Here is a 21,795-nt window from a genome sequence, read left to right on the forward strand (position 1 = left end):
TCACCCATACAGCTAACTTGGAACCATACATAATTTGATCACAGCAGAATGAGCCTGCCCTGGTAACGTTAGGGAAGGCTCTTTTTGATTTCAAATCAATTAAACTAAATGAAACCTTCTAAACATATGATACAATCGACTTATCAAATGTCCACAGAGACCCTAAAAGGAGCAAACCATGAATATCAAGCTTAACGATATAAACATATTGGATATGTGTGGAAACGTCTCCTTTAAGAGAGGGGAGACATACTTCAGATCCAATAAAGTCAAAATAGAAAACTGTAATGAACATCAATGTACAGCAACAGTAAAGGGTGGAGAACAATTTCATGTTTTGATTAAAAAAGACCCTGCAGGCGATTTGCAGGCAGAGTGCAGTTGCCCTCAGCTGGCATCATTCAACCTGTATTGTCAGCATATCGCTTCTGTATTGATTGCCATTCAACAAATGCAACAAACATCCAGTGATTTGGCGGAAGACTTTTTCACTTTATTCAATCAAGGCAGAAGCCGCACAAGTGGTGAACAACGGTACTTTGAGACAAGGGAAACGGTCGATGCAGAATTTGTATGCACACCTGTCTCAATAGGCGGAGGGCAACACCTCATAGGACTTCAAATGATAATAAATAATCATGTAATTGAAGATTTGCGGTCATTTCTAAAGTTGTTGAAACAAGGCAGACCTATCAAGATTGCCGAAAACTTTACATATACAACAAAGAATTTTTGTTTCAACAGAGAAGCAGATGCAGTAATGAACGAATTGATCAAAGTATTGCTGGATGAACAAATTTACACAGAAGAAATGAATGTGCAAGAAATAACAGATAACGCGACAATTCTCCTCCCTCCGTCGAATTGGGAAGTCATTTTCCCTTTGCTTGTAGAAGCTCCAGGAGTAAAGGTGGAGTATTTGGGCAAAAAGTTCCCTGGCATGCAGAAATCACTCACAGAATTACCGTTGACCTTTGAATTCGATGAAACTGCGGACAAACGGTTTACCCTGACCATTTCCGGACTATCACAAATGATCATTGTAAAGCCTTACCATTCGATTCTCTACGAAGGGAAGATAGTTGAATTAAATGAGACTGACTGCACAAGACTTGCCGAATTGAAAACCATGCTTGAAGCATCCAGTACAAATGTAATAACCATTCCAAACGACAAGATCAGCTTTTTCCTTGAAAAAGTGGCACCACATCTCAGGAGGTTGGGCAAGGTACAAATCTCCAAAATATTATCTGACCAATTCATTAAATCTCCATTGATAGCAAAACTCTACTTGGATCGTGTACATAATAAACTGCTTGCAGGAATTGAATTTCAGTATGATCAATTCGCCTTCAACCCATTAGAAGAGAGGGATAGACCAATCTTTTCATTGATCATTCGGGACGTTGAAAGGGAAGAGGAAATACTGGGAATTTTGGAAGACAGTTCATTTGCCCGGACGGAGGGTGGCTATTTCCTTCATAATGAAGAGTTGGAATTCGATTTCCTTTATTATCAAATGCCCAAACTGCAAAGAGACGTTCGAATTTATGCTACGACTGCTGTTAGAAATCGAATATTCCGGGGAAACGCAAAGCCGCAGATAAGGGTGAAGGTGAAGCGTGAACGAACCAACTGGCTCGAGTTCAAATTCGATATGGACGGAATAGCGGAAAGCGAAATTCACGAACTGTTATCAGCACTTGAGGAAAAAAGAAAGTATTACAGGATGCGAAACGGTTCCCTCATGGCCCTCGAAACAAAAGAAGCACAAGAAATCCATCGCTTTCTTGGCCGGGCGGAAGTGAGTTCGGAATCCTTGATGAACGGACTGGACCTGCCTATGAACCAATGTCTCGAACTTTTAGATCATGTCGACGGAAGCGGCGGTTTCAGAATTGAAAAATCATTCCGGGATTTTCTCGATACTCTACGCCATCCAGACAAATTAAAATTTAAAGTTCCTGACAAACTTGATTTAATCCTTAGAGATTATCAAAAGGAAGGTTTTCAGTGGATGAAGATGCTCGCACATTACGGATTCGGCGGTATCCTGGCTGATGATATGGGGCTTGGGAAAACGATACAAAGCATCACCTTCATTCAATCGATCCTTGAGGACATCAGAAGGGACCGAACACCCGCACTCATCGTCTGTCCTTCTTCGCTCACATATAATTGGTTAAGCGAATTCGCCAAGTTCACCCCTGATATCGAATCAATGGTCCTGGACGGAAGCAAGTCATATAGAACAAGACTGCAGTCGGACCTCTCTGGAATCGATGTCATCATCACATCCTATCCTATCGTACGTCGCGATATCCATTGGTTCGAAAAACGGCATTTTTCAGCAGTATTTTACGATGAAGCACAAGCTTTCAAAAATCCTGTAACCCAAACAGCACGTGCCGTCAAGAAAATCAAGGCTAAACATCACTTTGCGCTTAGCGGAACACCGATTGAAAATTCAATAGAAGAACTGTGGTCTATTTATCATGTCGTGTTCCCTCAGCTCTTCCTGGGTCTAAAGGATTACAGCCAATTAACCCGAAGTACGATCGCACGAAGAGTCCAGCCGTTCTTGCTTAGAAGAGTAAAAGAAGATGTGCTTGAGGAACTGCCGGATAAAATCGACACTCGGGAAACAATCGATCTGCTTCCTGAACAAAAGAAATTATATGCAGCCTACCTGGCCAAACTCCGGCATGACACACTTAAGCATCTCGATAAAGACACATTACGGAAGAACAAAATAAAAATACTTGCAGGCATAACGAGATTACGCCAGTTATGCTGCCACCCCGGATTGTTTGTTGACGGGTATGATGGAAAATCCGCAAAACTTGAGCATCTTATGGAAATTATGGAAGAGTCGATGCAATCGGGAAGACGTGTCCTGATTTTCTCCCAGTTTACTAAAATGCTTCAATTCATCTCAAGGGAACTCACTGAAAAGAATATACCATTCTTCTATTTGGACGGAAATACACCGCCGGAAAACAGGCTGGAGTTATGCAACCGTTATAATAAAGGGGATCGGGATGTTTTCCTTATCTCATTGAAAGCAGGCGGGACGGGTCTAAATCTTCATAGTGCGGATACTGTGATCCTTTATGATACATGGTGGAATCCTGCAGTGGAAGAACAGGCAGCGGACAGGGCCCACCGGATGGGACAGGAAAACGTGGTACAGGTGATTAAACTGGTAGCCCGCGGCACCATTGAAGAGAAGATGAATGAGCTTCAGGATAAAAAGAGGGATTTAATCGAAGAAATGGTCGATTCAACCGGTAATAAAAATTCACCCCTTTCTGAAGATGATATAAGGGAAATATTAATGCTCTAATTGTCAAGCTTCCTAATAAACCAAAGATCTTCTTAACAGTCAAGCTGAAGATAAAAAAACTAGTGAGCAACTTTGTGTAAAAATGGTAAAATGGTATTTGAAAGAAGTAGATTTCATTATGCATTCAAAGGAAGGTACCTAATGTCTTTAGAAACTGGACGAGATACGGAACAAAACATTACAAGGATTTTTCTGGATGAAAAAGAATACATACTGATCGGCACCGCACATGTCTCGAAAAAGAGTGCTGAAGAAGTAAAGGAAGTAATTGAAAGAGAACGGCCGGATTCAGTGTGTGTCGAATTGGATGAACAGAGATATCAGTCAATCATTCAAGGCGAAAAATGGAAGGAAACCGATATTTTCAAGGTAATCAAGGATCGTAAAGCCACTTTCTTATTAATGAACCTGGCGATATCCTCTTTCCAAAAAAGAATGGCAAAGCAGCTTGGCATTCAAGCGGGACAGGAAATGATTCAGGGAATAGAGTCCGCAAATGAAACAGGTGCAGAACTTGTACTTGCTGACCGGAATATCCAGGTGACATTCTCACGTATTTGGAGCAATGTGGGGTTTACTGGAAAAGCAAAACTACTTACGCAGATTATATACAGTATATTCAGCAGTGAAAGTATATCAGAAGAAGAGCTTGAAAAACTTAAATCGAAGGATATGCTCGAAGGTATGCTAAATGAATTTACCGAAGCATTCCCGCGATTGAAAAAACCGCTAATCGATGAGCGAGATCAATACCTGTCCCAAAAAATTAAGGAGGCACCCGGAAAGAAGGTTGTAGCTGTACTGGGAGCGGCGCATGTACCGGGCATCAAAGAGGAAATACTGAAAGATCATGACCTCGGCCGGCTAAATGAGCGTCCTCTTAAATCCAAGTTACCTAAAATCATTGGGTGGGGAATCCCGATATCCATTCTGGCCATCATCGCGTACACATTCATTTCTAACCCAGATGCAGGGGTGCAGCAGTCAATTAGCTGGATTTTATGGAATGGAGGATTTTCAGCACTAGGTGTTGCGATAGGTCTGGGACATCCTTTAGCCATCGTAACGGCGTTCGTTGCTGCCCCGATTACATCCTTGAATCCGCTGCTGGCAGCAGGATGGTTTGCCGGTGCTGTCCAAGCGTATTTTAAACGTCCGAACGTATCGGATTTTGACCGTTTATCAGAGGATGTTTTAAGCATTAAGGGCTTCTGGTCCAATAAAGTGACTCGTGTATTATTAATTGTTGTATTAGCAAACCTCGGGAGTTCTCTGGGAACTTTCATCGGTGGAGCGGATGTTATCAGATTGTTTTTTGAAAATCTCTAATATGAAGTAACTTGCAGCCGCTTTCAGAATTTGAAAGCGGCTTATTTCCCTTCTGATTTTACTTATTGCACACTCACTCAATTCTGTCCCTTCTATCGCAGCAATTCTGATGATAAAATGAACAAAATGACAAAATAAGGGGTTACCTCGAGAAAATCTTTCTTATCAAAATGATAGATTAATAGAGGATTAAAAGAAAATAAACATTCCCGCCAAAGGAGAGTAACTCATGATTAAAACACTGATAACAGAGAGGTTAATTCTGAGACCATTCACCAAATCCGATGCCCCTAAGATCCAAAATCTCGCCAATAACAATGAAGTGGCAGATATCATTGGTCTGCCTCAGCCATATCTATTAGAACACGCACTTGATTGGATCAAAATACAGCCTGAGCAATTTGAAAAAGGTACCGAATTTCCACTGGCGATTACAGAGAGAGGTACGGACGAATTGATGGGCACAATCACACTTCGGGTAGATACAGTCAATCAGAAGGGGGAGCTTGGCTACTGGATGGGAAGGCAATATTGGGGAAAAGGGTTCGCGACCGAGGCGGTAAAAAGGATGACGTTGTTTGGAATGGAAGAAGTCGGATTAAATAGGATATGGGCCGCTGCCATTTCAAGAAACATAGGCTCAATTACTGTCCTCCAAAGAGCAGGGTTGCAGAAAGAAGGTTTACTGAAAGGAGACCGCCTCGTTTCCGGTACATTCGAAGATATCGAGATTTTCGGTATTGTAAAAGAAGAATATGAAAACATGTAGTTTCGAATAGGAAGATGGAAATTGATACATTTTCTTCAAGTAAGGTAGCTACGTGTCTTTTCACTCAAAGCTTTCCCCCGTCATGACTGACATGAACCTGTTATAAAACTTCTTATAATCAAATCCGAATGCAATACGGTGCTTTTTAGCGTTATTTTCAAACTTTATATATGGCCTGATATCGGTGATGCTCTGCCCCTGATCAACACGTCCTTCTGTTGTCCCAACAAAGACAGGAAGTTCCCGGAAAGTAAACATATCCTCGAATAGGGGAGCCATTAGAGTTATGGCATCATGCACAGGGCTTCCTTGAATGTCAGGATTACGCTCTTTGTAGAAAGCATAGTAGTAATCCAGCAAAGGCTTCAACAGCTCTGTTTGTCCCTTTGCGTCGATATAGTCAACCATCTCAGGTGTTACAATTGCATAATCGGTTACATTGAGAGGTATGATCGTAACATTTTCCCCGTAATTCATGACAACTCTTGCAGCAACAGGATCAGAGTAAAAATTCGCCTCAGACACTGCGGTTACATTCCCCGGGACCCAAAATGCTCCACCCATTACATACGTATCTTTTACAGTACCCATAAGGTCTGGATATAGGATGTACATTGTTGCAAGTGATGTCAATCTCCCTACGCTGACAATTGTAAGCTCTTTTCCATACTCTTTAATGATATTTACAATTTCAAAGAAATTTTCATATTTATCGACTAGTACGTCAGGAATGATCGGTCCCAGTCCAAATTCCCCGTGGATTTCAGGATAAAACGTTGGTTCTTGTGCTGTCATCGGAATTTCTGCGCCTCCTATAATAGGAAACTTTTTTCCTTCAGGAACGTAGGTCATCAAGTAATTCGCTGTTTGTATCGCTCGTTCCCTTGGTACATTTCCATAATCCGCCACAACTCCGACAAGGTGGATATCTTCACTTAAATAGCCATAGATAAGGGCCACTATGTCATCTACCCCCACGTCAGCGAAAAGCAGAATCTTTTTCTTCAATGAGCTCACCCCTACTTTTTTCACATTATATGGCATCGGGAAATTGTCCCGTGTCAACTGGGAAAGTCCCGTGAATACTAATATTTTTCAAAAGCAATGGAACTTTTTAATAAGATAAATGGTAAAATGATGTTATTAGATAATTCTCACAAATCCGGAAGGAAGATTAAACAGGAATTACAGATGACTTATGCAGAATGGTGTGAAGTAATGGATCCAGCCAATATAATTTTGTGCAGCAAAGCGGAAAATCTGCCAAGCTATAAGATACTAATACTCAATGAATATACCAGATTACCGTTGCTTCCGCTGTGTCATCCATTGAAAGTACTTGCAGTGCAGCAGCTAATTATTTCAAGTGAGGTGACATTATGAAGAAAATCGAGAATTTTTATCTTGAAGATCCTCACCTTCAACAGCTTATGCGTCACTATCTCAGTGATGACTTCCATCAATGGGCTGAAGGGGAGCTCGCTGAATTCGGTGAGAAGTGTGCTGGGGAAATCGATGTACGCGCTGTTCATACCGATCGAGAAGGGCAGCCGCGACTGATAAAATATAACCGTTATGGTGAAGAAGTGTCAGAGATCTGGGTAAATGAAGGTTACAAAAAAACGGTTGAGGATACCTACAACAAAGGAATTGTCGGTTATATTCACAAAGAGATTCCACAACTCGGGACGAAAGGGAACTACCTTTATTCATTTGCGCAGGGATACCTGCTCTCTCAAACAGAGCCCGGTTTTTACTGTCCAGTGACATTAACGATGGCTACTGCTTTGCTGCTTGAAAAATATGCTTCTGTTAATGTAAAAAAAAGGTTCCTGCAGTATGTGCTGTCGACAGGTGAAGTGGAATTGTTTGAAGGCGCAACGTTTCTTACCGAGAGACAGGGAGGATCGGATGTTGGTGCAAATACTGTGCGTGCAGTTTTGAACGAGGGGAGTTATGAACTATTTGGCGAGAAATATTTTGCCTCCAATGCAGGTATGTGCGGTATAGCTATGGTGCTTGCACGCATTGAAGGGTCCGGCAGTGGAACGAAAGGTCTGACCTTATTCGCCGTACCTTGGAGAAAGAATGACGGAAGCCTTAATGGCATTCATATCAGGAGGCTGAAAGATAAACTTGGTGTACGCGCAGTCCCTTCTGCCGAAATCGAGTTCGAAGGCGCGAAAGCATATGTAGTCGGTCAAAAAGAAAAAGGGATATATTATATGATGGAAGCCTTGAACCTGTCGAGGATCTGCAATGCGGCTGCTTCAATCCGTATCATGAGAAGAGCATACCTTGAAGCGAAGAATTATGTGTTTCACCGTGAGGCATTTGGAGAGGTGCTTGCAAATTATCCAATGATAAAAGAAAGCCTGGTAAAGCTTGCGGTAAAACAGGAAATCGAAACGAGTGCTGTGTTCAGGCTGGCAGAGATGTTCGACCGGTGTGAAAATGGGGAAACCCCGGCAACAGAGAATGAAAAGGCACTGACAAGGCTGCTGATTGCCATCTTGAAAAAAGAAACCGCTGAACAGGCAATTCACTTTTCACACGAAGCAATTGAAATGCATGGAGGCAACGGCTATATCGAGGATTTCGTACTTCCTCGTTTACTTCGTGATGCACAAGTACTCACCGTTTGGGAGGGGACTTCGAATATTTTGGGATTGGAAGTGCTTAGGTTGATGAAGAAGCATCATGTCCATGAACTATTTTTAAAACAAATGAAATTGGAACTAGAAGGGCTTCCTGGTGAACTGCGAGGCATAAGTGAACCGGTAAGGGAAGGGATAGTTGTTTTAGAAGACGTACTTAAGAAAGTCTCCGATGCTGAAATTGAGACCCAGACATTCCATAGTAAACGGCTTGCGGAATTAATGGTAAGGATTTATGAAAGTGTGACAGCACTTGTTGATGCCGCATTGTTCGGCGGAAAGCGGAAGCACATGGTGGCTGAAGTGTTTATCGAGCACACTTGGAAAAAGAATGAGTGGCTGGATTCAGAAATGAAATCGGTTAAATACTTTGATGAAATTGTCGGCATCAGTTTGTAGATAAAGATAGAGGAATTCCGGGCTGGTGAAAGCCCGGGGTTATTTTTTATTTCTCGCAGCAGCAAGGGCAATCGCACTCTTTCTTCGTCTGGCATTTGCATCTTTTGCATGTGCAGTTCTTCTTAATCATGTGTCACCTCCATGACGGCCGTTCTACGTATCAAGTTATCCAGTTTTTAGAGGTTCCATACTTCCGGACAGGCAAGGGAGGGTGAGTGAATATGACTGATTGGATGATTTCACATTCTTCTGCACATATTATTCCTAGCTCTATCGAAAGGAGATGCAGACTGGTGAAAGAAGAAAAACAAACGAAAGATGTCCCTTTAAAAGAAAAAGGCGACATGCAGACAATCGAAAATATATCAAACAGTGAAAACGTCCAGCCCGTACCGCAGCCAAAAGATTATGATGAAATCGAATACTGAATGGAAAAAAGTTCATCAATTACGGACAAGACATGAGAAAATGTTTAAGTCTAAACGTGAGTAGTTTTATTTACATCTCAACATCATCTGTTGAGATGTAAATAAATTATAAAGGCTGAAGATTAATTATCTTCAGCCTCCTTTTTTTCACCTTGAAAGGCAAAGGAGAAGCGGGTGAATCGTATAGATACTAAAAAATGATAATGTTTGACAGGTACCAGTTCTTTTCTTATCATTAAATATTATACATGAACACATTATCATATATTGAAATAGAATAGGAGTGACACAATGGGAAAAAATAATAAACAAGAAAATGAAGTTGATTTCGACAACAAAGATCAGGCAAGCGAACAGGAACACTGTGTTGAAATTGATGAGGAAACGTTATTTATTGTAACACAAACATTCAAAGCCCTCTCTGAACCTACCAGGGTAAAGATATTGCATTTATTGGCGCAAAAAGAGCATTCTGTCAATGAAATTGCTGACAGTCTCTCACTTCTGCAAACGACGGTGTCACATCAACTGCGTTTCTTGAAAAATCTTCGGTTGGTCAAATACAGACGTGAAGGAACGACGTTATATTATTCAGCTGATGATGATCATGTGATGAACATGTTGCAACAAACAATGTATCATGCTAGGCATCACTAAATTTCACGGGGGAATTCACATGAATGAATATAAACTTCAGGGACTCACTTGCGGGAATTGTGCGCGGGAGATGGAGGAACGGATTAACAAGTTAGAAAACGGTGACGGCTCAAGAATACTATATAACAGCAGCAAATTGGTGGTAAGTGAAGGAGTCGATATGGGGCAGGTGGAAAAAATTCTATCTTCTGACGGTGCCGCCATCATAAAGGAAAATCAACACTTTCATCCCGACCATACTCCTGAACATTCACAGTCAAGCAATGACAAAATGAAGATTTTAATCGGTATATCTGCCATCATTTTCTTTTCTGCCATCTATGTGGACACCCAGCTGAATAATCTTGTACCTGTTATTATGTACCTGACAGCTGCAGCCACCAGCGGTTATCTTATCTTTATTAAAGGTTTCAAGAACCTCATTGAACTTAAATTCAATATTGATACGTTAATGACACTTGCATTGATCGGCGCTTTTTCCATTGGGGAATGGAAAGAAGGGACACTTGTCGCTATTCTTTTTGGAATCAATGAACTCCTTGAAGGCATGGGTATGGAGAAAGCCAGAAAATCGATGGAGGAACTTCTCAAAGTTGCACCTAAAGAAGCAATTCTGATAGAAAATGAAACAGAGAGGATTGTTCCAATCAGGTCATTGCGAGCAGGAAATCTCGTATTAGTCAAATCCGGTCAAAAAATCCCATCTGACGGGGTCATCGTTTCCGGAAGAAGCTCGGTGAACGAAGCAGCCATTACCGGAGAAGCGATGCCTGTCGAAAAAGAAACCAATGAAATAGTATTCGGGGGAAGCATCAATAATGAAGGTGTGCTGAAGGTAAGGATCTCGAAAGAATACAAAGATTCTTCCCTTGCCAAAATTCTTCATTTAGTGGAAGAGGCACAGGAAACGAAAACACCGACCGAGCAGTTCATCAATCGATTTGCCAAATATTATACACCGATCATCATGCTCATTTCCATGCTAGTCATGATCGCACCACCTCTTTTATTCAATGGAGAATGGGGTCCCTGGTTCTACCAGGGACTTGCAGTTCTTATAGTTGGCTGTCCATGCGCATTAATCTTATCTTCACCGATCGCCATCGTTTCAGGCATCGCCCGGAATGCCAAAAATGGAATCCTTATTAAAGGCGGAGTTTACCTTGAACAGCTGGGAAAGGTAGATACCATTGCATTCGATAAAACCGGGACATTAACGAAAGGTCACCCATACGTGGAAAAGATGTGTGTGTATGATGAAGGAAGTTTCTTCAAGATCGCAGGATCGATTGAGAGAACATCTTCCCATCCAATTGCTAAAGCTGTAATGGAAAAAATCAGTGAACAAAATCTCACACTTGAAGAACCTGATGAGATCAGTACCATTCCCGGACAGGGGGTTTATGCCGTCATCAGTGGACAGTCGTACAGAGTGGGGAATGAAAAGAGCATAACCTTTTCTTTGCCAATCGAAGTATCAGAAGATATCGCTTCATTGAAAGACGAAGGATATACACTTGTCATCGTTTCAAGTGAAGAAAAAGTATTGGGTCTGTTCGGGATTACCGACGAAATCAGGGAAGAAAGCAAAGGTATTATAAGTAAGATTTATGCGGCAGGCATCAAAAACGCAGTAATGTTGACAGGGGACCATAACAAAACAGCTGAAAAAGTCTCAAAGCAAATCGGGTTGACAGACTATTTTGCAGGACTCTTACCCCATGAAAAGGTAGCAAAAGTGAAAGAACTGACAGCAAACGGAAAAGTTGCGATGGTCGGAGATGGAATTAACGACGCCCCTGCATTGGCCACTGCCGACCTGGGGATCGCCATGGGAAAAGGGACAGACAGTGCCATTGAAACAGCCGACATTGTTCTAATGCAGGACCATCTTGGAAAACTGCCATCTGCCATTAACATTTCTAATAGAGTAAACACCATTATCAAACTGAATATTACATTGGCACTTGGCTTGAAACTGATTGCATTATTATTGACAATTCCCGGATTACTGACATTATGGATTGCCATTCTTTCAGATATGGGTGCGACCATCATCGTCACATTAATCAGTTTGACCGTTATGTTCGGAGAGAAAAGACAAGTCACTGACTGAGACTCAATGGCAATCTGTTCACACTATTTTCACTCCTATACGTATAAAAAACGTGCTTGAAGAGTTACAATATTGTTAAAGGATGCAAGGAGGTCGAATGACATTCTAAACCTACTATTGGGGTATATCATTTTATCCATCCCCGCATTGCTCGTGGTACTTTTTTTCAAACGTAAATCAAAGAAAGAACTAGAGGATTTTGACGAAAATGAGTATACTTCAAATCAATGATCAGGAAAAAATGCCCGAAACTGCAGTTTCGGGCATTTTTTTTGTAAATAATACAGCGGTATTAAACTGAACGAGATGTTCAAATAACCAATGATTCATCACCCCCCAAAAGATTAGGACTCCCTAAAATAACCAACCAAAGTGGGAATTGACCTCCTATCAATCCAATTTCAAGAAGGGATTTTCAATTTTTATCCAGAATGTATATAATTTGAAAATACTTTTAGGAGGAGAGATAATATGGAGGATCTGGAATTCGACATTATCGAGCTGCCGGCCTATCGTGCCATCGGTTTAAAATGGGATGGAGCCTACACTGAAATACCGAATCTAAAGAAAATCATTTACACTATGCAAGAGCGGGTAAGTGAACTGGAACTTGCAGTAAACCCCGAGATGCAATTAGGTTTATCCTATCACCTGCGCCCGGATGGATTTGTTCACTACTCTGTATATGAGGTGAATGCAGAACAGGAGATACCAGAAGGCATGGAGGAGATATTGGTTCCACAGATGCACTATTTCAAGATCCATCATCAAAAAGGCAGCGACATCGGTCATACTTACATAAAAATTCATCAGTGGATGAAAGAAAATCGGGAGTACAAGCCCTATGTGGAAAGTGGACCTGAGTACTTTGACGATTTACCTATCAAACACGAACGGTATCCTCATGACCGCGATCTAAATGACCCGCACTTTTATATACTAATCCCGGTTGAGAAGGAGAAATAATCAATTTGAAGGAAAGCAAAATCAGATGCCTTTCACTTTGTCAGGAAAAGGTGAAAGGTGTCTGATTTAATAATATCCAGGAAGATCAATGCTTGTCCAATTAACCTGCTGTGGCAATTGCGCTGAAGCTCTCTGGACCGACCCTGATTGTACCAACAACGTCTGCACTGATGAATGCAGAGTATACAAGTGGTCCGCTTACAGGTTTAGGCACGTTGAATTCAGCACCTGAAAAAGTTACGAGCTGCGGACCGACTGTTTGAAGGCTCAACTGTTGTTCCGCGGTGTAAACAGTAGTCGCCCCTGTTTGCTGGGTGCCGCGTACAACAGTTATTGTGACCGTGGTTAAAACAGGCGGCAACGGTAATTGTACAGCCACTGTTCCATTAAACGCTACTCTTATATCACCGGTCGTTGCCTTTGATGCATCAAGTCCTACGATGCCGAATAAAGCTTCGGTTCCTACCAGAATGGGTGTCGTCATACTATTCGCAAGGCTGGCATTCTGACTGGTTCTGCCATCTAAATAGATTCCCAAATGTTTCACCTCCTCATTCGAAACTACTATATTCTATGCGATAATCCGGTTTAAAGATTGTGCGAGTTCATCATAAATTTTCTATCTGCAAAGAGCGCAATAAAATATTGTTTTCAATCCCTCTGTTTTATATGACTGACATTCCACAAAAAAAAGAACCCATCCGAATAGGGATGGGTCCTGCTATCATCTGCCGCAGTTACACTTTTCACTGTGATGTCTGCGATGATTATGACATTTGCATTTTGAATGTTCCATACACCCGCATGAATGATGCTCTTTCTTGCAGCCACACCTGCTGTGTTCTTTTTTACAGTCGCAATGATTCCAGTCTCTGTGATCGTTGTCTTTGTGTTTACACTTACAGGAATGATCGTCCTTGATTTTAAAGCACTTTTGTTCAACGGGTTCATTACTTCTGGAGTCTCTGCAGTCATGATGGTGGTAATCGTCTTCATAGCAAGAGCAGTGTCCGAACATCAAGTTGTCCCAGAAATTGCAGCGATTGCGTCCTTTTCTATCGCAGCCATGAATGTTTGCAAACCACATATTTCTTCCCCCTAACTCCGCGTATTTGCCAGAGGTAATACCTCGACTTAGTACATTGTATGTACCTTTGTCCAATCGGTATGGACGAGCGCCTATACCAGAGATTTTTTCATCAATAAGGGGAAGAAATTTGGTAATGTTTAACTACTTAATGGGAAAGACTACTTTCGTCTTTCCCATTCTTCATAAAGCATCCCATATACAACATGATCAACAAAATGATCATACAGCCATTCAGCCTGTCTGATTATGCCTTCTTGCACGAAGCCCAGCCGCTCGGGGATGCTTCTGCTTTTCTTGTTTTCAACAGCTGCTCTAATATCTACTTTGTTTAGATTATGAAACTCGAAAGCATAATCCATCAATGCTTTAGCGACCCTCGTCATAATGCCATTCCCTTGATAATCTTCATGCAGCCAGTAGCCGATGTAAGCTGTTTTATTAGACCAATCTATCGAATTATATCCGGCAGTTCCAACTACTTCTCCTTTAAATAATATGACGGTATTCATGCTTTTATTTTCAGCATAGCTTCGCATACATCCTTGAATGAATTCCTTCGTATCTTCGACCTTTTTCGTATAGTCCACCCAGCCGAGCCACTCTTTCAAATGCTTCCGGGAGCTGTCCACCAAGCGGAACATGTCATCTGAATCATTCAAATCCACTAATTTCAAGGATAAATCTTCATCAACCTTATGTATAAACATCGAGAACACTCCTTTAAATAATATTGTATAATTTTACTATATAAATAGAAATAATTCTCATACTATTATAAAATATTTAATTATAAAGGATCGTTAGCAGAAAAAAGGGGGATTAATATGCGCATCCATGAGTTAAGAGAAAGAACCGACTTATTCGAACAAGCCGTAAATGCATTTTGGAATCAGTGGGGCAGCGAAGAAAGCTACATGTTTTATAAGGACTGCATGCTTAATTCTTGTAAAACAGAAGAAGACGTTCCGAGATTCTACATAGCAGTAGAAAACGAGAAAATCATCGGGACGTTTGCCATCCTCCGCAACGATATCAACAGCCGGCAGGATTTGACTCCATGGCTTGCATGTTTATATGTTGACCCCGAATTCAGGGGCAAAGAACTCGGTGGACAATTCCTCGATACAGCTTTACAGGAAGCTGCACAAAAAGGCTATAAAAAACTTTATCTGGCAACAGACCTTGATAAATATTATGAAAAATATGGATGGATCCATTCAACAGAAGCTTTCGGGTTAGGAGGGAATCCAATAAAAATATATGAGAAATCAACAGTGAATAAGCACCCCGAGATCCAAACACAAAGAACTTGATGAAAGAGTATCACGCTTATATCGTTAGGTGGCAACATGTAAAAGGACCCTGCAATTTTAAAAAAGGATGACGGCCTTATGATTCAGATGATTGACATTACAGAAGAGACTGATGCATTAAAAGTATTACAACTCCAGTATCTGTCTTACAGAATTGAAGCCAAAATAATAGAATTCGATGAATTGCCTCCACTAAGAGATACATTGGCTGACTTGCAGCAATCAGGGGAAACGTTTTACGGCTTTTATGAACAGAATGATTTATATGGTGTCATTTCTTTTAAATACAATCACGGCATAATTGATATCCACAGATTGATGGTGCATCCAGATCATTTCAGAAAAGGTATCGCTAAGAAACTATTGCACAAACTCGAGATGAAAGGGAAGAATGGGGAATCATTGGTTGTATCTACAGGATCAAAAAACACTCCTGCCATTGATTTTTATATAAAAAGCGGGTTTGAAGTTATTGTTGAAAAGGAAATAATACAAGGATTGTGGCTTACATCTTTCAAGAAAGAACTGATAAAACCAGGAGGAATAACTATGGACAGTATCATTTTCGACTTGGACGGGACCTTATGGGATTCCAGGAAAACAATTGTACATGCATGGAATGAAGTCATTAAGAATCACGATAAAGTGAATGACGAACTTACCTCTCAGCAGCTCAAGGAAACGATGGGGCTGCAGATGCATGAAATCGGAAGAATATTGTTTCCTCAGCTGAATGAAGAGGAGAGGGAACAATTCATGAATGCGTGCTCAGAGGTAGAAACCCGGCATCTCAGTGAAAGAGGAGGCACCCTTTATAACCGGATGGAAGAAGTACTGAAAGCACTGGCGAAAAAGTACAAGCTCTTTATCGTAAGCAACTGCCAGCACGGATACATCGAAGCTTTTTATGACTATCATAGATTGGAGAAGCATTTTACCGATTATGAAAATCCGGGCAGGACAGGTCTGTCTAAAGGAGAAAATATTAAATTGATAATGGAAAGAAATCACTTAAAGCAGCCTGTTTATGTTGGTGATACTGAGGGTGACCGGGAAGCAGCACTCTATGCAGACATACCATTTGTTTATGCAAAATATGGATTCGGTGAAGTAAAGAATTACGATTATGTGATTGAATCTTTTGGGGAGTTACTTGAACTATTTTAGTAAGTTAGTGGCGATGGGTGCCTGCGGTGAAATAAAGATGCTATAAAGTAAGGATTGAACCATGCCGACTAATTAATTCTCCTGAATTAGGGTAAATATTATATATAGATATCGATTTAGGAGGAATCGGCTTGGAGAAATTATCAGATCAATTCATGGAAGAAGTAGTAAAAGCTTGCAGACCGTATACATCTCAAGGTGAAGTTGTCGATCATATACCGGGTCTGGATCAGTCCCATGCAACCGACCTGGGGGTCACCATCATCACACAAAAAGGAGAAATCTATTCAGCAGGAAACGATGACAGCGGATTCTCTCTTCAAAGTATCTCAAAAGTCATCATTTTGTTAATGGCATTGGAAGACTTCGGTAAAGAAGTCGTCTTTCAAAAAGTAGGTATGGAGCCTACCGATGATTTCTTCAATTCGATTTCAAATCTTGAAGACTATGAAGGTCACAGGCCTTTCAATCCACTCATCAATTCCGGTGCAATTGCGACAGCAAGTTTAGTCAATGGAGCGTCAGTTGAAGAACGTTTCGAACGAATCTGTTCATTCCTTCAAACAATCACAAATGACGACAGGGTCAAATTCAATAAAGAAGTCTACCGATCTGAAATCAAAAACGGTGCTCGTAATCGGAGTCTTGCCTATTTCATGGAAAGTACGGGTATTCTCTCAAACAAAGACGCGGAAGAAGCTCTCGAGCTCTATTACCGGGTAAATTCAATCGATGTAAATTCACTTGCTCTTGCTAAGCTCGGCTGTTTCCTGATCAACCACGGAAGGCATTTTGAATCGGGGGAACAGTTGATTCAGTCGCATCATGTCCGCACCGTGAAAGCCATCATGCTTACCTCTGGTATGTATAATGAGTCTGGTACTTATGCTGTAGAAGTAGGTTTCCCGTTGAAAAGCGGTGTTTCCGGTGGCATAGTCGGTGCTGTTCCCGGACGAATGGGCATAGGAATTATCGCTCCAGCCATCAATAAAAAAGGAAACAGCGTTGCCGGCGGACAAGTATTAAGAACGCTTTCCGATAAACTGAAGCTGAATATTTTTCATGATTAGAACTCGATAAAGAATATACAAACTAGGGTGATAAAAAGAATGAGTTGGAAAACTGGTATAGAAACGCATATGTTCAGGGGGTAGAGGATATGATCATCATGATAAACGGCGCTTTCGGTGCGGGAAAAACGACAATAGCAAATGAACTATTAAGTAAACTGGATAACAGCATGATTTTCGATCCTGAAAATGTTGGATACATGGTGAGAGAGATCCTTCCGGATGAGATCAAAAAAGCAGAATCAAAGAGTGGAGACTTTCAACACTACGAGCTTTGGAGAATCCTCACTGTAGAAACAGCCTTAAAGCTTAAAAAGAAGTACGGGAAGAATCTTATCGTACCCATGACGATAAGGGTTCCAGAATACTTTACTTACATACTTAACGGTTTCAAGGATATTGATGAACATACTTTCCATTTTTGTCTGCAGGCAAGCAGGGAAACGATTTTTGCAAGACTGCGGAAAAGGGGAGAAGAGGAAGGGAATTGGTGTTTCCAGCAAACGGAGAAGTGTCTTAACGCATTCGCAGAGTATCATTTTGGTGACTATATAGATACGGAAAATGCCGGAATAGATACTGTGGTAACAGTCATTATGGACAAGTTGAAGAATTTAGAACATATTAAGTTCTGTTAGTACGAAAACGCCCACTCCGGGCGTTTTCTTTTTATTTGAGCTAGGCAATGACCGTTATCCAATCTTCATCCTGGCTTTCAACTCCTTTATCAAATGTAAGTTTTGTTTTAAAGAGATAGCGGTCACCGTTCTCATTGGCTTTTAATTGTTTAGGTAATCTATATACAAAATTCAGCTTGTTAGTTTCATCCGGTTCTAGTTCGTCTGACTTATAGATCGTGGTTGTGTCGATCGTTTTCTCATTTGAATGTTTGTCGACCAAAACTAAATCACAATCAATCCGCCTCAGTTTCTGTTTCACGATCCCGCCCTCCAGGAGGAAATAGCCGTTCAATGGCTCTCCCGGGTAAAAGGTTGCTTTCGGTAATACCAAATCGATTTTAGCTGCACCGACACCAAACATTGAAACATATTTTCTAAGCAGCATTCAGACATTCTCCTTCTCATCTTTGATATATTTCAAATCTACTTTCCTTTCTATCCTATCCATGGCATTTTTATCACGTAAAATTTGCTCTTTATTTTTTTGGATTAATTGCTGTAAATTTTTCTTAATCAAATCATTCGCACCCTTCCAAATTTAAGCTGGTTATATACAAAAAGACCTTTACCGAATCGGTAAAGGTCTTTTTCTGCATATAACAACCTTCACCAGCTGGTAAAGGTCTCGCTAACAACATTGTTGTCAATAAAGCCGAGAGCCTTTGACTCTGTAATGACGACTTTATTGTAAAAGCTACTCCCCTTTAGGGAAATATGAATTTATGATTCCATAATAAAGCCTGCAAGTTAAAATGTCAATTGAAATCACCCCATGCAGAAAATGTCGGGGAAATACAGGTTGGAGCCTATTGCGGGCAAATTAATCAATATGTTAAACTTCATTTACACAGTAAAATAAAATTAACTGAGTAAAATTAATTACAGGGGTTGTTCATATGAAACCGATGTTTATTATCAAGGAGTATGATCAGTTAAAGGCGTTAAGCGATCCTTTTCGCATCAAACTGATGATGCGCCTCGTAGAAAAGCCGTATACAGGTCAGCAGTTGTCTGAACTGTTCGAAATGTCCCGAGCCAGAATCCATTATCACTTGAAGGAATTAGAAAAGCTTGGTCTGATAGAAATCGTCAAAACCGAAGAAAAGAACGGCATTGTCCAAAAATTCTTTCAATCGGTTTCAAGCGGATTTTATCCTGATGCAAGCTTGCTGCCTCATAAAGAAGAAATTAGCGAAACGAAGAGACTGATGATGTATGGTATGCTCGAACGGACAATGAGCCGGATTCTTGAAGCTCCGAGTACAGCATTCGAAGAAGCTGGAGATAAGGACCCTTCTGATTGGAATATACTTGCATCATCGTGGGAAACGACCAGCTCGGAAGATAATTTCAAATGGTTCGTTAAGGAATATTTTGAACTCGTAGGTGAATTCCAAAAAAGAGCCAAAGAAGAGAAAAAAATGAATCAAAACATTTATTACATCACTGGAATGGGATTCGAAGTGGAAGAGTCAAAATTTGCAGATCGTGTAATGAAGGACAAAAAAGAGAAAGACCGGTAAACGGTTTTTTTTGAAGAGACTGTAAAATTATTTTTACTGAATAAAAGTATTTTTTAGTAAGATTGTAAAATTATTTTCACCGATAAAATTATTCAAACGGAAATGAGGAGGATCAACCTTGAAAGAATTGTTATTTAAAAATCGGAACTTCGCATCTTTGTTCTTCGGCAGATTGGTCACGAATATGGGGGATAGTATCTATTATGTTGCAGCAATGTGGTTAGTATATGAACTGGGGGGAAATGCATTCTACACAGGGCTGGCCGGATTTCTGACGCTCCTGCCTGGGACCCTGCAATTTCTCACCGGACCACTCGTTGATCGATGGCAGATCAAGAAAGTATTAATTTCAACTCAGATTATGCAAGGATTGCTAGTATTAACAATACCCATTGCCCACTATACAGGATTCCTATCCGTGACGTTCATCCTGGTTATCATGCCGGTGATTTCTGCCCTTAATCAGTTTGCATATCCAGGTCAGGCAGCTTTGCTTCCTCGTATCGTCCGCAAAGATCAACTGGTTATAAGTAATTCATTATTCTCCTTTGCTTTTCAAGGTGTCGATCTTGCCTTCAACGCACTTGCGGGTATTCTTCTGACGATTGTCGGAGCCATCTCCCTCTATATGATTGATGCTGTTACATTTATTGCTGCGAGCATCCTATTCAGTTTAATCAAGCTCGCAGAAAAAGGACCTGTCAATGAACAACAAAAAATAAAAGAATCAGTTCTCCAGTACAAGACTGATTTAGTTGAAGGTTTCGCCATCGTTTTCAAATCTCATTTGGCTAAATTCCTGCTTGGCTCCATCGTTGCAAACTTTGCAATTGGGTCCGTTTATGCCATATTACCTGCATTTGCCGATGGAAGAGGAGGCTCGGGGCTATATGGCCTCTACTTGGCGGCGATTTCAGGTGGAGCACTGCTAGGAGCATTATGCGCATCATGGTTTGGACGATTTGCAATCGGCAAATTGACCATACTTTTGTTTTCGATCGGTGGAGTTATCTGGCTGGTTTCTGGTATTGTTCCTTACAATAGTATCAGTATTCTTTTATTTGGCTTATCGTGGATTCCAATCGGGGCGACCAATGTCATATTCGGTGCAGCCATTCAGTCAATGATCCCTTCCCACCTGCTCGGCAGGATATTCTCGGTAACAGCGTCATTGGGTGCAATGGCGATGCCGATCGGTTCTCTCCTGGGAGGATGTCTTGCCAATCAGTTTGGTCCCGGCATGGTATACCTTTCAAGTGCTGGAGGTATTTTGTTTATCGCGCTAGTTTGGGCAGTGAACAAAACGCTTAGATCACTTCCCCGATCAACAAGTCTCAAGCCGGAAGAAATGGGGCTCCCGAACGAACCTTCTCAACTATCTCATGAAGGAATTTCGGGATGAAAGGTCGAAAGTATAGTCATAGTGAAATAATAAAGGGGTGGCAGTTTGTACGAATTAAAAACAAAGCAGAACGAAAATAGTGTCCTTGAATTCATCGAAAGTATAGATAATGAAAAAAAGCGGGAAGATGCCTGGAGACTTTTGGATATTTTCACAGAGGAAACCGGATTTCCTGCTAAAATGTGGGGACCGAGCATGATTGGATTCGGCTCGTATCATTACAAATATAAAACAGGTCATGAAGGTGATTCCTTTCTTGCCGGATTTTCTCCGCGCAAAGCCAAGATTAGTCTCTATTTTGCGCCTGGAGACAATCAAAGGGAAGAACTTCTGAAGAAATTCGGCAAACACACAACCGGAAAAGCGTGTGTCTATATCAATAAAGTAAATGACATCGATGAAAACATACTAAGGAAATTGATTCAAGCATCGGTTTCTTTTTTGAAGAAAACGTATCCTGGCGGGATCAAAGAAGCGTCGGAATAAATGGAAGAGAAAAAACTGCTGAATTTTCAGCAGTTTTTTACGATTATCTTGATACCTCTTTGAACGATATTTCTTCCAATTCTTCCGTCTCAGGATCAAAGCTGATGTTAATTTGCACCCCGAATTCCTTATCTTTTTCTTTTAACCACAGTTTGAATTTTTCTGTGCTATATCCATCACTGTCTTCCCGTCCAATATGCAGGTAATCAATGATTTTGGCTTCGGGATAACGTTCTTTTGTTTTTTGCATGGCGAGACTGCCCCATTTTGCATAAGAAGGCACTGTAACCCCTATACTTTTGAGATTTTTTGCTGATGCTGAAGATTGTGGATTTCCCGTTGAGAACAATTGAATGATAAAGATGCAAATGATTATTTTTTTCATCTCTATAGATCC

Annotated in this window: 22 protein-coding genes; 15 read left to right on the forward strand and 7 right to left on the reverse strand. The window is 40.9% G+C overall.

Going from position 1 to position 21,795, the window contains the following annotated elements; translation table 11 throughout:
• Nucleotides 1-178 precede the first annotated feature (178 nt).
• From V6B33_RS18605 to V6B33_RS18615, 3 genes are all read left to right on the forward strand, one after another.
• Nucleotides 179-3,346 (forward strand): DEAD/DEAH box helicase, encoded by a 3,168-nt coding sequence (locus tag V6B33_RS18605; RefSeq protein WP_334219182.1) that lies wholly within the window; start codon nt 179-181, stop codon nt 3,344-3,346.
• Nucleotides 3,347-3,487: 141 nt separating this feature from the next.
• Nucleotides 3,488-4,675: a TraB/GumN family protein gene (locus tag V6B33_RS18610; RefSeq protein ID WP_334219183.1), complete on the forward strand. Its 1,188-nt coding sequence runs from the start codon at nt 3,488-3,490 to the stop codon at nt 4,673-4,675.
• A 229-nt stretch (nt 4,676-4,904) separates the two neighbouring features.
• Nucleotides 4,905-5,444 (forward strand): GNAT family N-acetyltransferase, encoded by a 540-nt coding sequence (locus tag V6B33_RS18615; protein ID WP_334219184.1) that lies wholly within the window; start codon nt 4,905-4,907, stop codon nt 5,442-5,444.
• Nucleotides 5,445-5,504: 60 nt separating this feature from the next.
• Here the strand turns inward: V6B33_RS18615 and V6B33_RS18620 are convergent, their stop codons facing one another.
• Nucleotides 5,505-6,452 (reverse strand): nucleoside hydrolase, encoded by a 948-nt coding sequence (locus V6B33_RS18620; protein WP_334219185.1) that lies wholly within the window; start codon nt 6,450-6,452, stop codon nt 5,505-5,507.
• A gap of 371 nt (nt 6,453-6,823) precedes the next feature.
• Here V6B33_RS18620 and V6B33_RS18625 point away from each other — a divergent pair, with 371 nt between their 5' ends.
• From V6B33_RS18625 to V6B33_RS18645, 5 genes are all read left to right on the forward strand, one after another.
• Complete coding sequence (locus V6B33_RS18625) at nt 6,824-8,500, forward strand: acyl-CoA dehydrogenase family protein (protein ID WP_334219186.1); 1,677 nt, start codon at nt 6,824-6,826, stop codon at nt 8,498-8,500.
• A gap of 221 nt (nt 8,501-8,721) precedes the next feature.
• Nucleotides 8,722-8,928 (forward strand): hypothetical protein, encoded by a 207-nt coding sequence (locus tag V6B33_RS18630; RefSeq protein ID WP_334219187.1) that lies wholly within the window; start codon nt 8,722-8,724, stop codon nt 8,926-8,928.
• Between the two features lie 291 nt (nt 8,929-9,219).
• The gene (locus V6B33_RS18635) at nt 9,220-9,585 is read left to right on the forward strand and encodes an ArsR/SmtB family transcription factor (RefSeq protein WP_334219188.1); all 366 of its coding nucleotides are present in this window, start codon (nt 9,220-9,222) and stop codon (nt 9,583-9,585) included.
• A 19-nt stretch (nt 9,586-9,604) separates the two neighbouring features.
• The gene (locus V6B33_RS18640) at nt 9,605-11,701 is read left to right on the forward strand and encodes a heavy metal translocating P-type ATPase (RefSeq protein WP_334219189.1); all 2,097 of its coding nucleotides are present in this window, start codon (nt 9,605-9,607) and stop codon (nt 11,699-11,701) included.
• Nucleotides 11,702-12,172: 471 nt separating this feature from the next.
• Entirely contained in the window at nt 12,173-12,667 is a 495-nt protein-coding gene (locus V6B33_RS18645) for a GyrI-like domain-containing protein (RefSeq protein WP_334219190.1), read from the forward strand.
• A 100-nt stretch (nt 12,668-12,767) separates the two neighbouring features.
• On the opposite strand, the gene V6B33_RS18650 is transcribed toward V6B33_RS18645, so the two are convergent.
• The 3 genes from V6B33_RS18650 to V6B33_RS18660 form a co-directional block, all read right to left on the reverse strand.
• Entirely contained in the window at nt 12,768-13,205 is a 438-nt protein-coding gene (locus V6B33_RS18650; RefSeq protein ID WP_334219191.1) for a hypothetical protein, read from the reverse strand.
• Nucleotides 13,206-13,318: 113 nt separating this feature from the next.
• Complete coding sequence (locus tag V6B33_RS18655; RefSeq protein WP_334219192.1) at nt 13,319-13,663, reverse strand: hypothetical protein; 345 nt, start codon at nt 13,661-13,663, stop codon at nt 13,319-13,321.
• A 252-nt stretch (nt 13,664-13,915) separates the two neighbouring features.
• Nucleotides 13,916-14,464 carry a GNAT family N-acetyltransferase gene (locus tag V6B33_RS18660; protein ID WP_334219193.1) on the reverse strand — a complete coding sequence of 183 codons (549 nt, stop codon included), beginning with the start codon at nt 14,462-14,464 and terminating at the stop codon, nt 13,916-13,918.
• A 117-nt stretch (nt 14,465-14,581) separates the two neighbouring features.
• On the opposite strand from V6B33_RS18660, the gene V6B33_RS18665 reads away from it, so the two are divergent.
• The 4 genes from V6B33_RS18665 (at nt 14,582) to V6B33_RS18680 (ending at nt 17,945) form a co-directional block, all read left to right on the forward strand.
• Nucleotides 14,582-15,070 carry a GNAT family N-acetyltransferase gene (locus V6B33_RS18665; protein ID WP_334219194.1) on the forward strand — a complete coding sequence of 163 codons (489 nt, stop codon included), beginning with the start codon at nt 14,582-14,584 and terminating at the stop codon, nt 15,068-15,070.
• Between the two features lie 78 nt (nt 15,071-15,148).
• Nucleotides 15,149-16,237, forward strand: coding sequence for a GNAT family N-acetyltransferase (locus V6B33_RS18670; RefSeq protein ID WP_334219195.1), 1,089 nt, complete (start codon nt 15,149-15,151; stop codon nt 16,235-16,237).
• A 131-nt stretch (nt 16,238-16,368) separates the two neighbouring features.
• Complete coding sequence (glsA, locus tag V6B33_RS18675; protein ID WP_334219196.1) at nt 16,369-17,307, forward strand: glutaminase A; 939 nt, start codon at nt 16,369-16,371, stop codon at nt 17,305-17,307.
• Nucleotides 17,308-17,396: 89 nt separating this feature from the next.
• Complete coding sequence (locus V6B33_RS18680; RefSeq protein WP_334219197.1) at nt 17,397-17,945, forward strand: AAA family ATPase; 549 nt, start codon at nt 17,397-17,399, stop codon at nt 17,943-17,945.
• 40 nt (nt 17,946-17,985) lie between these two features.
• Here V6B33_RS18680 and V6B33_RS18685 read toward each other — a convergent pair whose 3' ends face one another.
• Nucleotides 17,986-18,372: a sporulation protein gene (locus V6B33_RS18685; RefSeq protein ID WP_334219198.1), complete on the reverse strand. Its 387-nt coding sequence runs from the start codon at nt 18,370-18,372 to the stop codon at nt 17,986-17,988.
• Entirely contained in the window at nt 18,373-18,504 is a 132-nt protein-coding gene (locus V6B33_RS18690; protein ID WP_334219199.1) for an FbpB family small basic protein, read from the reverse strand.
• A 379-nt stretch (nt 18,505-18,883) separates the two neighbouring features.
• Between V6B33_RS18690 and V6B33_RS18695 the strand changes: the two genes are divergently transcribed.
• From V6B33_RS18695 to V6B33_RS18705, 3 genes are all read left to right on the forward strand, one after another.
• Entirely contained in the window at nt 18,884-19,510 is a 627-nt protein-coding gene (locus tag V6B33_RS18695) for an ArsR/SmtB family transcription factor (protein ID WP_334219200.1), read from the forward strand.
• Between the two features lie 127 nt (nt 19,511-19,637).
• Nucleotides 19,638-20,912 carry an MFS transporter gene (locus tag V6B33_RS18700; RefSeq protein WP_442915560.1) on the forward strand — a complete coding sequence of 425 codons (1,275 nt, stop codon included), beginning with the start codon at nt 19,638-19,640 and terminating at the stop codon, nt 20,910-20,912.
• A 45-nt stretch (nt 20,913-20,957) separates the two neighbouring features.
• Entirely contained in the window at nt 20,958-21,398 is a 441-nt protein-coding gene (locus V6B33_RS18705; protein WP_334219202.1) for a DUF1801 domain-containing protein, read from the forward strand.
• Between the two features lie 43 nt (nt 21,399-21,441).
• Here the strand turns inward: V6B33_RS18705 and V6B33_RS18710 are convergent, their stop codons facing one another.
• Nucleotides 21,442-21,783: a DUF3889 domain-containing protein gene (locus tag V6B33_RS18710; RefSeq protein ID WP_334219203.1), complete on the reverse strand. Its 342-nt coding sequence runs from the start codon at nt 21,781-21,783 to the stop codon at nt 21,442-21,444.
• Nucleotides 21,784-21,795 lie beyond the last annotated feature (12 nt).

The sequence above is a fragment of the Mangrovibacillus sp. Mu-81 genome (assembly GCF_036867415.1).
GTDB lineage: Bacteria > Bacillota > Bacilli > Bacillales > Bacillaceae_B > Rossellomorea.

Bases quoted from the DNA above. Each gene is read 5' to 3' on its own strand.
- V6B33_RS18605 (WP_334219182.1), top strand. From the start codon at position 179: ATGAATATCAAGCTTAACGATATAAACATATTGGATATGTGTGGAAAC.
- V6B33_RS18610 (WP_334219183.1), top strand. From the start codon at position 3,488: ATGTCTTTAGAAACTGGACGAGATACGGAACAAAACATTACAAGGATT.
- V6B33_RS18615 (WP_334219184.1), top strand. From the start codon at position 4,905: ATGATTAAAACACTGATAACAGAGAGGTTAATTCTGAGACCATTCACC.
- V6B33_RS18625 (WP_334219186.1), top strand. From the start codon at position 6,824: ATGAAGAAAATCGAGAATTTTTATCTTGAAGATCCTCACCTTCAACAG.
- V6B33_RS18630 (WP_334219187.1), top strand. From the start codon at position 8,722: ATGACTGATTGGATGATTTCACATTCTTCTGCACATATTATTCCTAGC.
- V6B33_RS18635 (WP_334219188.1), top strand. From the start codon at position 9,220: ATGGGAAAAAATAATAAACAAGAAAATGAAGTTGATTTCGACAACAAA.
- V6B33_RS18640 (WP_334219189.1), top strand. From the start codon at position 9,605: ATGAATGAATATAAACTTCAGGGACTCACTTGCGGGAATTGTGCGCGG.
- V6B33_RS18645 (WP_334219190.1), top strand. From the start codon at position 12,173: ATGGAGGATCTGGAATTCGACATTATCGAGCTGCCGGCCTATCGTGCC.
- V6B33_RS18655 (WP_334219192.1), bottom strand. From the start codon at position 13,663: ATGAAGACGATTACCACCATCATGACTGCAGAGACTCCAGAAGTAATG.
- V6B33_RS18660 (WP_334219193.1), bottom strand. From the start codon at position 14,464: ATGTTTATACATAAGGTTGATGAAGATTTATCCTTGAAATTAGTGGAT.
- V6B33_RS18665 (WP_334219194.1), top strand. From the start codon at position 14,582: ATGCGCATCCATGAGTTAAGAGAAAGAACCGACTTATTCGAACAAGCC.
- V6B33_RS18670 (WP_334219195.1), top strand. From the start codon at position 15,149: ATGATTCAGATGATTGACATTACAGAAGAGACTGATGCATTAAAAGTA.
- V6B33_RS18680 (WP_334219197.1), top strand. From the start codon at position 17,397: ATGATCATCATGATAAACGGCGCTTTCGGTGCGGGAAAAACGACAATA.
- V6B33_RS18685 (WP_334219198.1), bottom strand. From the start codon at position 18,372: ATGCTGCTTAGAAAATATGTTTCAATGTTTGGTGTCGGTGCAGCTAAA.
- V6B33_RS18695 (WP_334219200.1), top strand. From the start codon at position 18,884: ATGAAACCGATGTTTATTATCAAGGAGTATGATCAGTTAAAGGCGTTA.
- V6B33_RS18710 (WP_334219203.1), bottom strand. From the start codon at position 21,783: ATGAAAAAAATAATCATTTGCATCTTTATCATTCAATTGTTCTCAACG.